Annotated in this window: 11 protein-coding genes; 6 read left to right on the plus strand and 5 right to left on the minus strand. The window is 33.9% G+C overall.

Features of this window, described 5'->3' with window-relative positions; all coding sequences use genetic code 11:
- The first annotated feature begins 209 nt into the window (after positions 1 to 209).
- Complete coding sequence (locus CRS_RS05125; RefSeq protein WP_142722992.1) at positions 210 to 1,622, plus strand: porin; 1,413 nt, start codon at positions 210 to 212, stop codon at positions 1,620 to 1,622.
- Positions 1,623 to 1,860: 238 nt separating this feature from the next.
- Entirely contained in the window at positions 1,861 to 3,135 is a 1,275-nt protein-coding gene (locus tag CRS_RS05130) for a dicarboxylate/amino acid:cation symporter (protein ID WP_142722993.1), read from the plus strand.
- Positions 3,136 to 3,427: 292 nt separating this feature from the next.
- On the opposite strand, the gene CRS_RS05135 is transcribed toward CRS_RS05130, so the two are convergent.
- Entirely contained in the window at positions 3,428 to 4,447 is a 1,020-nt protein-coding gene (locus tag CRS_RS05135; RefSeq protein ID WP_142722994.1) for a S9 family peptidase, read from the minus strand.
- Between the two features lie 228 nt (positions 4,448 to 4,675).
- Positions 4,676 to 5,545, minus strand: coding sequence for an AraC family transcriptional regulator (locus CRS_RS05140; protein ID WP_172617004.1), 870 nt, complete (start codon positions 5,543 to 5,545; stop codon positions 4,676 to 4,678).
- 213 nt (positions 5,546 to 5,758) lie between these two features.
- Between CRS_RS05140 and CRS_RS05145 the strand changes: the two genes are divergently transcribed.
- Positions 5,759 to 6,541, plus strand: coding sequence for a YdcF family protein (locus tag CRS_RS05145; RefSeq protein WP_142722996.1), 783 nt, complete (start codon positions 5,759 to 5,761; stop codon positions 6,539 to 6,541).
- A gap of 68 nt (positions 6,542 to 6,609) precedes the next feature.
- On the opposite strand, the gene CRS_RS05150 is transcribed toward CRS_RS05145, so the two are convergent.
- The 3 genes from CRS_RS05150 to CRS_RS05160 form a co-directional block, all read right to left on the minus strand.
- Positions 6,610 to 7,479 carry a DMT family transporter gene (locus tag CRS_RS05150; protein WP_142722997.1) on the minus strand — a complete coding sequence of 290 codons (870 nt, stop codon included), beginning with the start codon at positions 7,477 to 7,479 and terminating at the stop codon, positions 6,610 to 6,612.
- A gap of 193 nt (positions 7,480 to 7,672) precedes the next feature.
- Positions 7,673 to 8,068, minus strand: coding sequence for a VOC family protein (locus tag CRS_RS05155; protein WP_142722998.1), 396 nt, complete (start codon positions 8,066 to 8,068; stop codon positions 7,673 to 7,675).
- A gap of 881 nt (positions 8,069 to 8,949) precedes the next feature.
- Entirely contained in the window at positions 8,950 to 9,909 is a 960-nt protein-coding gene (locus CRS_RS05160; RefSeq protein WP_142722999.1) for a DUF6624 domain-containing protein, read from the minus strand.
- A gap of 344 nt (positions 9,910 to 10,253) precedes the next feature.
- Here CRS_RS05160 and CRS_RS05165 point away from each other — a divergent pair, with 344 nt between their 5' ends.
- The 3 genes from CRS_RS05165 to CRS_RS05175 all read left to right on the plus strand — a co-directional run bounded on the left by CRS_RS05165 (position 10,254) and on the right by CRS_RS05175 (position 13,561).
- Positions 10,254 to 10,877 (plus strand): hypothetical protein, encoded by a 624-nt coding sequence (locus CRS_RS05165; protein WP_142723000.1) that lies wholly within the window; start codon positions 10,254 to 10,256, stop codon positions 10,875 to 10,877.
- A gap of 470 nt (positions 10,878 to 11,347) precedes the next feature.
- The gene (locus CRS_RS05170; protein ID WP_142723001.1) at positions 11,348 to 11,824 is read left to right on the plus strand and encodes a DUF5675 family protein; all 477 of its coding nucleotides are present in this window, start codon (positions 11,348 to 11,350) and stop codon (positions 11,822 to 11,824) included.
- A gap of 6 nt (positions 11,825 to 11,830) precedes the next feature.
- Positions 11,831 to 13,561 carry a hypothetical protein gene (locus CRS_RS05175; protein WP_142723002.1) on the plus strand — a complete coding sequence of 577 codons (1,731 nt, stop codon included), beginning with the start codon at positions 11,831 to 11,833 and terminating at the stop codon, positions 13,559 to 13,561.
- Positions 13,562 to 13,572: the final 11 nt, after the last annotated feature.

Consider the following 13,572-nt stretch of genomic DNA (forward strand, 5'->3'; position numbering starts at 1 on the left):
CTCAATATATCAGAAAAGGATTCCTGCATTAATCATCGACAAATTTTGCTAAAGCCGAAGAATAAAGCTGTTTTTGGATGTCAGGCTTTATTGTGCTGTAAATCAGATAATGACATTGGAATATAGTTATCGATTTTTTTTATGAAAGACTTGCAGGATTAAAATGTTTTGCATAGTTTTATTAAACAAATTGATGAAAAAAAACACTTATGAAAAAATTGAGAATAATTTTTTTCCTAATTGTAATGCCATATGCTTACAGTCAGGATTCTCTTCACATCGAAAAAAAATCAGATAACTTACCTGCTAAAAAAAATCCTCTGGATATTGGAGATCTTACCATCAATCTAAATCCCTCAGGGGACAGATGGATAAAATTTACTCTTTCCAGTCAGATCTGGCTCCGCAGTATTGAAAACAATCCGGGAACACAGGTGAATGGAGTTCCGCAGGACCAGACTTACGATGCAAGTATCCGACGGATGAGGCTTACTGTTCAAAGCCAGGTAACTCCCTTTTATTCTGTATACTTTCAGGTGGGGACTAATAATGAAAGCTTTATTTCTGGTGGAGGTACCGGAACTGGAGCAACCGGGGCAGGGAAAAGAGCACCTTTTTTTATTCATGACGCATACAACGAGTTGGCGATTATTCCCCGAAATGACTTTCAAACAGGAAAACCCAATAAAAACAACGTGTATGTGGGAGCCGGGTTACACTCCTGGAATGGGGTAAGCCGATTATCGAATGGAAGCAGTATCAAAATGCTGGCAGGAGATCTCCCTGTTTTTAATTTTCCTACTATTGAAGTTGCAGATCAGTTTTCAAGACAGTTTGGGGTATTTGTTCATGGAGAATTTGATAAGCTTAATTACAGGTTCAGCATCAATAAACCTTTTGCAACAAATCTGACTCCTGCAGTAGGAGGAGGAGCTGTTGATAATAACAAAAGTGGAAAACTATCTTATGCCGGATATGTATATTATCAATTCTTCAATAAAGAAGTTACTGCAAATGCTTTTCTGTCAGGTAATAATCTGGGGAAAAGAAAGATTTTAAATTTTGGAATTGGTTATTATTTCAATAAACAGTCTACGCTCACTCAGCCGCTCAAAGATGTTTTTGAATCGCATGATACCAGTATATTGGGGACAGATATATACACAGAATTACCCATTGGAAACAAAAAGAAAGAAATGGGACTTACGCTGTACTCTGTTTATTACAATTATAATTATGGTCCGAACTATTTAAGATTAAGCGGAGTTTTAAATCCCGGTACACCTGATCCCGAATTTAAAGGAGAAACAGCACTGGAAGGTGCGGGTAATAACAGGGTTCTGATGGGAACAGGAAGCATTTGGTTCTCACAGGCTGGTTTTGTACTTCCAAAGTTTAGTAACATTTTAAAAGTTCAGCCATTTTTTAATTATGCACTTAAAGATTTGAAAGCCTTAAACCAAAGTGGAAGCTATTTTGATGCAGGCATCAATTTTTATCTATATGGTCAAAACACAAGAATTGTTGCCCAATATAGCAGCAGGCCTCTGTATGACCCTTCTACAAAAAGAATTTTCGATAGAAAAGGAGAATATTTATTGTCTCTGCAGATTGTACTCTAGAGTACAGCTTCCTGAAAATCAAATGACAGCCATTTAAAGAATCAAAGCTACTGAGAGATTCTACAGGAAATGGGGGAAATAATATAAGAGCTATTTCACTTTAGCCAAAACCAGGTATCTCAATATTCAGGCACTGATCCGTATTTTTTGCTTACAGTATAGGGATACAGATATAAGTTTCCCCCAATTCTTACTATTCTGATAAACTTTTAAAGTCCAATTATAAAAAACACATCATATGAAAAAATTCTATAAGCAGCTTTACTTTCAAGTAATTATTGCAATCATCGCAGGTATCCTTTTAGGACATTTTTATCCTGAACTGGGTGAAAAAATGAAACCGGTAGGAGACGGTTTTATAAAATTAGTAAAAATGATCATCGCACCCGTTATTTTCATTACTTTGACATTAGGGATTGCCCATATGACTGATCTTAAAAGGGTAGGTAGAATTGCTATAAAAGCAATGGCCTATTTCTTAACATTTTCTACACTGGCTTTAATCATAGGTTTAATAGTAGGAAATATAGTACAGCCAGGTGCCGGTCTCAACATTGACCCTTCGACTCTTACAGGAGATATTTCAGAATATCAGCAAAAGGCACATGATTCTACTGTTACCGGATTTATTATGAATATTATCCCTCAGACCCTGTTTAGTCCTTTGGTTGGAGAAAATATTCTGCAGGTACTTCTTATTGCAATTCTAATGGGGGTTGCTTTGGTACTCACTAAGGAAAAAAGCCATAAAATAACCAACTTTCTGCAGGATCTTTCCACTCCTATTTTTAAAATAGTCCATATATTGATGAAGCTGGCTCCCATTGGTGCTTTTGGGGCAATGGCTTTTACCATTGGAAAATATGGGATCAGTTCTGTGCTGAATTTAATATTTTTAGTAGGTACATTTTATATTACCTCTATCTTATTTGTAGTATTGGTTTTAGGTGTGGTAACATGGTATAATGGATTTAATATTTTTAAGTTAGTTATTTACCTTAAAGAAGAAATCCTTTTGGTTTTAGGAACCAGCTCTTCAGAATCTGCATTGCCGGGAATTATGGAAAAACTGGAAAAAGCGGGATGTTCCAAAACCGTTGTAGGCCTGGTGATTCCTACCGGGTATTCTTTTAATTTAGATGGAACAAATATTTATATGACGCTTGCGTCTTTATTCATAGCACAGGCTCTCAATATCCATCTTTCGTTTGAAAAACAACTGATACTTCTTCTTGTTGCCATGTTAAGCTCTAAGGGAGCCGCAGGAGTGACAGGGGCAGGTTTTATTACATTAGCGGCAACCCTTGCTGTTGTTCCGGAAATTCCAATTGCGGGAATGACTTTGATTTTAGGAATTGATAAATTCATGAGTGAGTGCAGGGCCCTTACGAATGTTATAGGAAATTCCGTTGCCACTATTGTAGTTGCCCGTTGGGAAAAGCAGCTTGATAAGGAACAATTGCACTATTGTCTGAACCATCCTGATAAAATTGAATCTAAACTTGAAGTTTAAAATGTACTGAAAGGGTAATACACATGATGAAACATCTGATTTCTAAAAATAAATTTAGATAAGGACACCTTGTATCATTCTCAATGAAGCCCAGTTATAGAAACTCTAGACTGGGCTTTAAAATATTGGTGGCTCAACTCAAAATAGACAAAATGTTTATTTCAAACCGTAATTAATTTTCAAATTAGACTTTGTCAGAGGAAATCATTAGTAATTTCAGATATACGGGAAAGGAGACCTTTTCTGATCTCCTTTTTATTGTAAAGAATTTTTCTTGTACAATTAATGTTTTTTATTTCATATACTTATCAAAGAATGCAATCATCTTTTCTGGATGTAATCCAAAATAGTTGTAAGCATCAAATCTTCGGTTTGTACCTTCAATCCAAAACAGTTCTTTTTCAGTTGAACCTATTAAATCGAATATGGCTTGTGCATCATTTGGATTGTCTGTCCAGGCATCATCTAAAACTTCCGACATAAAGTATGGGACTTTTACAGCGGGTGCAAATGGTTTTGGATCCATTTCGTAATGAGTAAAACCTCCTAATTTCAATTGTTCAAAAGCCATTAATTCCAAATACTGGCCAACGCCTGCATATCCTGCAAATTTTTTCATCATTGCCGTCATACACAAGGTCATTGGTCCAAAAAAACAGATAATATGATCAAACAATTCAGGATATCTGTACATTGCTTCATAGGCTGCATTTCCACCTGTACAGCGGTTGTACAATGCCACTTTCATCTTACTCAATTCAGGATGGCTATTTACATAATTTTGTGCGCCAACTACATCACGCCATTCATAACGTCCAATTCCGCATATATTGTTGTTTGCTGTTCCGCTATTGCCATGATTCCGTAAATCATAAGCTAAAATATTATATCCTGCATTGGATAAATGTTTCATCTCAATAACAAAATCAATTTCCAAGTCATCCACACTCGAAAACGGTTCGCCAAAATGCCCTGTAAATCCGGAACGGCTCATTGGCAGTGGATGATTCATAATGATAAGTTTGTCAGATTCGCCTTTTACGGAAGGAATATACCAGCCTTCGAGGGGAACACCATCACTGGAAGGAAAATAAATATCCTCCCAAACATTCATTCCATGATCAGCAGGAGTCTTGTGAACCGGAGTTCTGAACGGTGGGCGGATAGCTCTTTCTCCCAAAAATTTAATGGCAGCATAATCTTGTTCAGATATACTTTTTTGCTGCTCAATTGCCTTTTCATAAACCTCTTTACCCAAGCGTCCTGCAAGGGTGTGATCTATTTGATAGTCTAAAGTTTTTTCAAATGCCATTATGTTAAAATTTAATGAGTTAATGTTGCAAATTTCTTCAGATCACACCAAAAATGACGAAAACAAATAAAGGTTGTATGGATACAAATTACCGATTCAGAAAATTTCTTGCGAATTTGATTGGCTGTTTGTGGGATTTAATATGTATTACCATTAAAATTACTCTGGGCTCTCAATCTTTAACGGTATCAAATATTGATGAAAATAAATAAGGGTTTTTAGACGCAATCATTTTTTTTGAAAACCTGAAGGTGACTTTCCTGTAACTTTTTTAAACAGGCGTGAAAAATAGTTAGGATATTCAAATCCCAATTGATAAGCAACCTCTGAAACAGTATGCTTATTGTTTTTTAAAAGGCTTTTTGAGGTATCTATTATTTGTAAGTGAATATGTTCTAAAACAGGCTTACCGGTGTGAAATTTTATTACATCGCTTAAATAATTCGGAGTAACATTTAGCCTTTTGGCAAAATAGGTGACAGTCGGTTGAGTGACACTTTCGTTATTATTGCTGTAATAAGTGTCTAAGAGCTTGAAGAAGTCGCTAATCAACCGGTTATTTTTTTCTTTTCTCACACCAAACTGTCGTTCATAAAATTTTGAAATATGGGCAAACATCAGATTGCAATAGGCTAATAACAGATTCATCGAAAAATTATTACTTTCATATTCTCGCAAAGCATCCTCAAATATCCTGGTTATGACCATTTCTTCGTCTTTCTCTAAATAAAGTGGCTCATGCAGTCCATAAGTGAGAAAAGAATATTCTAAATGCTGATAATTGGAGATAACATCCTCGGTAATTTGAATGTAATATCCTTTAAAAGGCTTTTCCACGTTCCACTGTATAGGTTGATTGGGACTTGAAAAAAACATAAGACTTTTGTCACCTTCACCATTCAATTCAAATTTAATTGAAATACGATAGAAATTAGGGCAGACAGGGGGAGTCGCCAAAATAAAGCGATCAGGATAAAAACCAATGTCTATCCAATTATGCTTTGGTAATTTAGCTTTAACATATTGATTAAATGATTTAATGTCATGAAATTTCTCTGTACGTTCGGACAGATTCGTCCAGATTATTTTATTTTTCATCTCATTGATATTTTGGGTTAGAATAAAGGTATTGTTTTTACAGAATAAAAGCATTCATGTGGCAGGATTTTGTATTTTTATAAAGAGATATTAAAATGGAAATACCATTCAGAAATTAGATTCAAATATTAAACTGCTTTTATAAAAGTTAAGAAAGCCTTATGCTATATTTGAGATTCTGATGTTTGCTGAACGTAATCAATATTATCATAGATGAAATTTTTACTGGACCTTTTATTTCGTGTTGTACAGCTTTTTACAGAACCTTACTTCTTAGTGTTTCTGGGGCTGATTATAATTGCTGTGCTAAAAAGGAAAAGTAGGTATAAAAAGTTAAGAGCCGGAATTGGTATATCAATTGTTTTGCTTATCATTTTCATAGGAAATGGTTTTCTGGGTCAATTGACGTCCGGATATCTGCAGAAAAGTTACCTTAATACTGGTGCAGATAAAAATAAGAATTCTCAGCATCCTTTTATTGTCGTATTGGGTGGTGGGGTTGTAGATTTTGACCGTGCAGAAAAACTGCATATCATGTCCTATTCCAGATTGGTAAAGACTTATCAGCTGTATTATACATACAGAGAAAATCATCAGTCCTGTAAAATATTGGTTTCAGGAAAGGGAAGAGGCCGCACCAGTGAAGCGGAATTGTTCAGTGAAAGCTTAAAGAAAATGGGGGTACCAGACTCTGATATTATTAAGGAAGACAAAAGCATGAATACGTATGAAAATGCAAAATATTCCAGCAAGATTTTAAAGCAGATGGCTCCTTCCAGTGTAGATCTGGTGACTTCAGGCTTTCATATGAAAAGAGCGGTTTCCCTGTTTCAGACATTTGGATTAAATCCTGTTCCGCAGCCTTCTGACTTTATCAATACTGAAATTACGGCATTTCCTAACAGTTATAATGCTGCATTTACTTTTGTCATGCTCAAAGAAGTGTTGGGAATATGGCAGGTACAGCTTTATAACAGTCTGGGTTTGAATGGGTAGGATTAAATTTATAAACCGGACACTTAATTTAATTCAAGCGCCCGGTTTAGTTTAAACAAGTTGGGTTATCATTTTGCTTTCTTCAGCGAAATTAATGTCTGTAAAACAACAGATGCAATAATAAATCCCAACCCCAGATAAAAAGCAGGATTGACTTCCTTACTTTCACCAAAAAATAAAAAGGCCATAATAATGGCATATACCGGTTCCAGATTATAGGAGAGGTTAACAGTAAAGGCAGGAATTTTCTTCAAAACCTCTGCAAACATTACATATAAGCCTACCGTACAAAAAAGTGATAAAATGCCCAAATAAACCGTGTTTTTTAAGTCAGGAACTATGCTATCTGACTGAAAAAAGAGGAGATATACGGGCAAAAATGCTCCCCAGCATACAGTACCGGCTATCATCTGATAATAGTTGATCACTTTAGTATCAAAATGGCTTACCAGGCGTTTGTTGTATAGGGTATACAGAGCTCCCAATGCTGATGAAAATATTCCAAGAAGGATCCCAAGCTGATAGGAGGTATCAAAATGAAATATTAGACTAATTCCCGCAATGGTCAGCATACTGAGCAGCAATTCTGAAAGCCTGAACTGCTCTTTATCAATAACAGGTTTGAATACGGCCGTGAAAAAACTCGTCAGGCAGTAGCAGACCACACCAATAGAGATGTTGGCATATTTTATACTGGCATAAAAAAGAAGCCAATGTAGCGTAAGTAATAATCCGGGTTTAGCGATCTGAACTTTTTCCTTCAGGGAAATATCTGATGGAATTTTAAACAGTTTTAAAATAAAGAATAAAATGATAGAGGAGAATAGAAGCCTATACCAGACCAGTAAACCTTCATTAAGAGTGATCAGTTTTCCGAATACACCGGTAAATCCAGCCAATATCACGGCCAGATGCAATAATAAATATGATTTTTTCATTAGAGAATGAACTGTAAAAGTTGAATTAATATTTTATAAAACCAGAAGCATAAGAATACTGGCCGTTAATCAGTTAACGGCAGAAGTATGCTTCAAATTAATTTGAAAATATTAAGGGGCCGGAGGAGGCAGACAGTTCGAGCGGTTCATATTGATTTATTGAGTTCCAAATATAGAGAAAATAGGGTAAGGTTTACATAAAAAATACATTAAACTTATGTCCATCGGGGTCTGCAAACACAAAACCATAGTAATGCTCTCCAAAGCTTTCAGGTTCCGAAATAATTGTTCCACCGGCATTCTTTACTTCCTGAGCCCAATCATCTACCTGTGTTTTATTGTCGGCTGAAAGAGTGAAAATAATTTCATTGGAATCTTGAGGGTCTCCAAAATTCATGGTTTTTAAATTTCTCTCGATGATATTTTTTAAGAAAAAATGAATGACAAATTCATTTTCCCCGAAAAAGAAGCTTACCAGTTCATTGGAGGTGTGCGGATTATTAGGCTTGAATCCAAGCTCCATATAAAACTTCTGTGTACGCTCAAGGTCGGTTACGGCCAGATTGGCCCAGATCATTTTAGGTTTCATATTATATATTTTGGTTAGATAAAGGTATTATGTTTGGATAGAATAAAAGCTGTCATGTGGCAAGAAAAAGAGATTCTGACAGAATATAATTGCTTCCCAGTCTCGAAAAATTTTTAAAACAGCTCAATGTTTTTTTTAGAAAACGATTGAAGAAGAAAATGGATTTCCTCTAAGGTTCTACGTGGATTAATTTAACATAATATAATGAAAAATGAAAGGAAATATCATCTATAAAATCAATGCACTAGAAAAGCCGTAAATCCTGTTAAAAATTTTGCTGAAAACTGGGAGAAATATCAGGCAATCATCTTTATTACAAAGACTGGTAATTGTATGGGGTTGATGAGTTTTATGAAGCTCATTGGGAACTTTACCTAAAGATACCCGTAAATTTTATGAGAATCTTCTGGGACATTATTTTTCTGATCTGATCAAGTATGGTCAGAATTTTTACAAAAAAAATGTTTTTCACGCCGTTTAAAGAAAATTTTAAAGATTTTGAAGAACTTGACGACCTCGTAGAGAAAACAGATTTATGACTCAAGAAGAGCTCTTGGAAATCGTTGAAGTGTATCTCTGGAAGGAAAAAGTAAAGAATAAGGGATTCTCAACGATTAGTACTCTATTTCATTGCATTATAAAACATCCCATAATTTATATTATGTTAAATTGTATATTGTTTAAGTTCCAAAGATTCAAAGCACATCCCAGATTTTCATTATTTTAAATTCTTGATTATAACAACAGATTTTTCAAGTAACAATCAACTCTATTCCTGGTTTCCCTGCTTCATTATAATCTCATCATAATATTTTTAAAAATTAAAATGGCGGATTAAGAATTTTTACATTAAGTCTTAATCCGCCATTTTACAAATTGATTTAATTCTTCTTATTTAGTTTTTCTAATTCGGGTAATTCACTTTTATATTTTTCAACATCCCAAACTAAATCCCAATTTTTTACATAGTCAGAGATTGGACCTAGGCCAACTTCTGTTCTTCTTTTATCTACATGGTCTGGATCAATTAAAGGTAAAACATAGTAAGATTTATTGCTCTGATTGATTCCTATCTGACTTCCATATATCTGTTTTCTACCTTCCCGGATTTCTATTCTGTCGATTAACAAAGCTAAAGAACCTGGACTTGCATTGCCTTTTGTTACGGCTTCCTTCATCATAGGTAAATATTTTTTTTGTGTTTCCAGATCTGAATGTTGAATGACAAGAAATAAAGCACTGTTGGCTTGTGCGCCTACTTTGTCTTTACCAACCCAGCCTTTCTCATCTAATATTTTTTTTACTTTTATTAAGTTAAGCGAGTCTTTCTGCATTGTTATTTTCCAAAGATCTTTCATTTCTTTAGAATCCGGGCCGAATTTTTTTTGCGTATCATCCATTTGCATTCTGTATTTTTGGTCTTCCTCAAGAATTGCCAATAATTCAGCCTGCAGGGGTTTGTCATAATTGGCTTCTATTGCCGCTATTTTTTTTTCTAGCTTTTCAATAGTTTTCCCCCACTCTTTTTTTGAATGTAGATTATCCAAATCAGTATCAGAATTTAAGTGCTTTAGATTGGTCCAGCCTTTTTCTATTGACTGGTTCAGCCATTTAAAGGCTTTTTTCGTATTTCCTGCTAAAGCAGATGAGCAAGCGCCGTTATATAAGTGATTTGGATTTTCGCTTTCAATTTTAAAAGCTTTATCATATACATCAGCAGACATTTTATAATCTTTTGCTCTGTATAATTGATCAGCTTCAGTTATTAATTTTGAATATTCCTGAGCATTGATGCTTGTGAATAAAAATAATAATAACAATGTATAAATATGGTTTCTCATTTTTTTCTGTATTTAATGGCTAGTTTTTTTAAGTTTTGTTGTAATTCATATGGTCAGAGGATACAGCTTTTATGTGTAATCCATCAAATGTTGTCTGATTATACTCATCAAAGAGCCCTGTATAGATATGTTTTTGTCTCCAAAATAATATTTTGAATTTTTTAGAAAATAAAAATAACACGACGACTTGTGTCGCTACTCACTTATACTTTTGTATTAGTAATTAAATGATAAGAGTTTTTATATGCGCAATAAAAATAAACAAAAATTTTGATTACTAAAACCCTATGCCGGGGATTATACAGCAAAAATTAAAATTAACTATTTAAATTAAAAGAAAAATCATGGGAGAATTAACAAGACAACAAAAAGAAGCAATTGCTTGGGCTGATGTAGTAGCTGGATTAATGACAGCAGAGTCCGGATTTGTAAGCCTTTTTATAGCAGCAGCAGCTTCAATGGCATACTACAAAGATAAAGTAGCTAATGAGGGTTGGAAAACTATTATAACTGAAGAACCTGTCCTTCCAAGTAACAGTAATAATTATGGTATTTTACATAATCTTACATGTGAAAAGTATTTAACAGACGGATATGATCAGGTTACCTATAACGAGATTCTTATTACTGCGGTTAAAGTAAGACCTGATCTCGCGAGTGAAATTTATGGAATTGCTCAGGATTATTTCCAAGAGAAAGTAGAAATGGCGATACAGAAAAATTTGGTATCTGTAGATGATAAAGTAAATGCAATACTCGATGCTGTTCCATTGAAGGGTGTTGATATCGATAAAGTATATCAACTGTTAACCGTTATTGATAACACTGATGATGATGACGATTGGCAGACAAATGTTCAAAATCTGATACAGCTTGTACCGAGTTTTAACTTAAACGATAATGATAAGAATGTTTTAATTAATTCTTTTGAGATACTTAAGAACAGTTATCAATTATGGAGTAAATAGTTTGTGGCAGAATCAACCTTATAACCTTTTATTACAGCTCTTTTTTGGGGCTGTATTTTTATTTATCTAAAATATTTTAGAAGTTGCTACATAATTAAGATCATTTGCAAACCTAACCTAAAGTTCTTGTTTATATCGGATCGTAGTTGGCTCATATGCTTCTCTAACATTTAAATTTACCCTTTAAGTCAATCTGATTTTTTTGAGATTATGTAGTACAAATTAATAATTATGAAACTTTATCCTACTTCTTCTGAAGGATTTGAGGAAATAATTTTCTGTTTTTTTGATGAGTAAATTTACAATATAACACAAAAGGGTTATTCCATATTGCAGATTTTGATTTTAACTTTAACAAATTAATAAAAAATCATTGATATTTAAAAAAAAATGATTGATGATTTACTGAACGTACCTAGAGGAAGTTTCAGTCTAGGCGATCTAATTTATTCATCTAAAAAACAAAAGATATGAGAACATTAAAACTAACGACATTGATAATATTATTCTTTTCATCAATTGGTTATTCTCAAGACAATTTTGAATTGACAATCGAAAGAAAACTATCTTCAGACATATGTACAATGGGTTATCTTATTGCAAATGGAGAAGTGCTTTGCTACACATTGGAATTGCCTTGGGCGGATAACTTAAACAACATTAGTTGTATACCCATTGGCACTTACAGTGGCATTTTGAGATACGATAAAACTGATGGATGGAGAATTCAACTGGAAAATGTACCCAACAGAACAGGTGTTCAAATACATATGGGAAACTATACAAACCAAATTAAAGGTTGCGTTTTGGTAGGTACAAAAGCGAAAGTTGATAATTGTAGTGTTCAAAATAGTTCAGGCGCATATTCAAAACTAAAAAAAGCATTTTATGGCACTGAATCCCCCAATAGCACACCAAACAAAAAAATTGTAATAACCTTTAAATAAAGAAACATGAAAAATAATCTAATTATCTTTTTACTCTTTGCTTTCTCCACAAATTTCGTATTTACTCAGGTAACACCCAATTCAATACGATTTGATGTAGAAAACTATATCGCAATTGACAACTCTGGTCGATATTACCCATATACTTCACATGGTTTTTATGAAAATTCTACGGGTACTGCAAAATCTCGAATTTTCATATTACCTAACTTCAAACTTGAATTGAACAAAATTAAATACTTAGATAATCAAGGCCGAGAAACATATCAGGATAATGATAACGTACGCTCAATGATAATACCCGTAACTCAAGACTTGTCCCTACCTAATGAAAGTCAAAAAGCAGCAATAACTGCTGCAATAAGCAAAAACACAACAATTCAAGCCTTTTTTCCGCCAATCGCTAAGAATAATATGGGGTTTCCATTAATGAATGCAAACTTACTTCCCATTATTTCTAGTCAAATTATTACAATGGCTAATCAATACGAATCAAATTATATCAATGTACAACAACAACTTATCAATGAATACAATGCTCGTTATAACGCTGAGCTAATTTCTTTGACTGAATTGGAAATAATTTTAGAAGTTGGAAATGAAATGGTTTATTCCAAACGAATTCCCAACACATGGGTTGCAACAGGTGGTACATTAAAAAACATCGTTATTGAGAATCCCTCTGAATATGTAAAAAATGTAATTGCAGGGGGGAATGGCCAAATTATAGTAAGTTATAAGTTCAGAGATTCCAAAAAAAGTACCATTAGTGCAAACATAAATGCAACTGCAACTATCGATCAGTTTTTGAGCGAAATGTATCAAAGTAGCGTAAGTCAAAAATCAAGCGGTTGGTCATTTTTGGGATTTGGCAGTAGTAGTAGATCTATAAAATCATCTTTTGATCAGCAGGTACGACAACAATATACTTCAAATAGCATTGCTAATACTACAATTGAAATGTATGATGCAGATGATCAGATGATTAAGCAGTTTGAAAATGCTTTTTTCCCAAGTTTATCTAAACAGGAAGCTATTCAAAATCATATTAATGCAGCAGAAAAAGCAAAGGCTGAGGGAAATCAAGCTTTATATGATTTACACTTGAAGTATATTGAGGAACTAAAAAGTAATAACCCAAATTTGACACCAAATATTGATGCAGCACTCGCAGCTCTTGGTAAGAATGATTACATCGGCTTTATAGCACATGGTGTTAGATGGGGTAGTAATTCAACGACAGGAAATAATTCATTTAGAAGAGTTTTAAGCAGTAGCGAGATGGCAAGCATGTCTCAAAATTGGAATCAATCTAAGGTAATATCTATTCAACATACAGTTAATCAACCTGTACCTGTTTTTGAAGAAATAAAATTTAGAGCCTCTCTTGGTGCTATTGACGGTATACCATTTCAAAATAATTTATATATCACCAATGGATTTAGTGGTAATTGGCAAAACATAAATGGTGTACTTATTGGCCCAATAACAGCTGGTGGTGTGTTTAATCAGAATAATATACTTGCAGGTAGTTTATTGACAAAAATTGGCTCATATAATGTCTATAGCCCTCAAACATTGAATGACGCTATTTCAACTTATAGCTCGGGTGATAGGGTTTACCTTACATTTATTGTATATATAGGCAACACTAATATGTACTCTTATGGAATGGTTCCTGTGTATCAAGAACAAAAAATACAAGTGACATTAGGAGCATATCCTAAAAGAAACTGAGAATTAACTAC

The sequence above is a fragment of the Chryseobacterium sp. ON_d1 genome, from assembly GCF_006829085.1.
Classification (GTDB): Bacteria; Bacteroidota; Bacteroidia; order Flavobacteriales; family Weeksellaceae; genus Chryseobacterium.

Coding starts and splice junctions, on each gene's coding strand:
- CRS_RS05125 (WP_142722992.1), top strand. CDS start 210: ATGAAAAAATTGAGAATAATTTTTTTCCTAATTGTAATGCCATATGCT.
- CRS_RS05130 (WP_142722993.1), top strand. CDS start 1,861: ATGAAAAAATTCTATAAGCAGCTTTACTTTCAAGTAATTATTGCAATC.
- CRS_RS05135 (WP_142722994.1), bottom strand. CDS start 4,447: ATGGCATTTGAAAAAACTTTAGACTATCAAATAGATCACACCCTTGCA.
- CRS_RS05140 (WP_172617004.1), bottom strand. CDS start 5,545: ATGAAAAATAAAATAATCTGGACGAATCTGTCCGAACGTACAGAGAAA.
- CRS_RS05145 (WP_142722996.1), top strand. CDS start 5,759: ATGAAATTTTTACTGGACCTTTTATTTCGTGTTGTACAGCTTTTTACA.
- CRS_RS05150 (WP_142722997.1), bottom strand. CDS start 7,479: ATGAAAAAATCATATTTATTATTGCATCTGGCCGTGATATTGGCTGGA.
- CRS_RS05155 (WP_142722998.1), bottom strand. CDS start 8,068: ATGAAACCTAAAATGATCTGGGCCAATCTGGCCGTAACCGACCTTGAG.
- CRS_RS05160 (WP_142722999.1), bottom strand. CDS start 9,909: ATGAGAAACCATATTTATACATTGTTATTATTATTTTTATTCACAAGC.
- CRS_RS05165 (WP_142723000.1), top strand. CDS start 10,254: ATGGGAGAATTAACAAGACAACAAAAAGAAGCAATTGCTTGGGCTGAT.
- CRS_RS05170 (WP_142723001.1), top strand. CDS start 11,348: ATGAGAACATTAAAACTAACGACATTGATAATATTATTCTTTTCATCA.
- CRS_RS05175 (WP_142723002.1), top strand. CDS start 11,831: ATGAAAAATAATCTAATTATCTTTTTACTCTTTGCTTTCTCCACAAAT.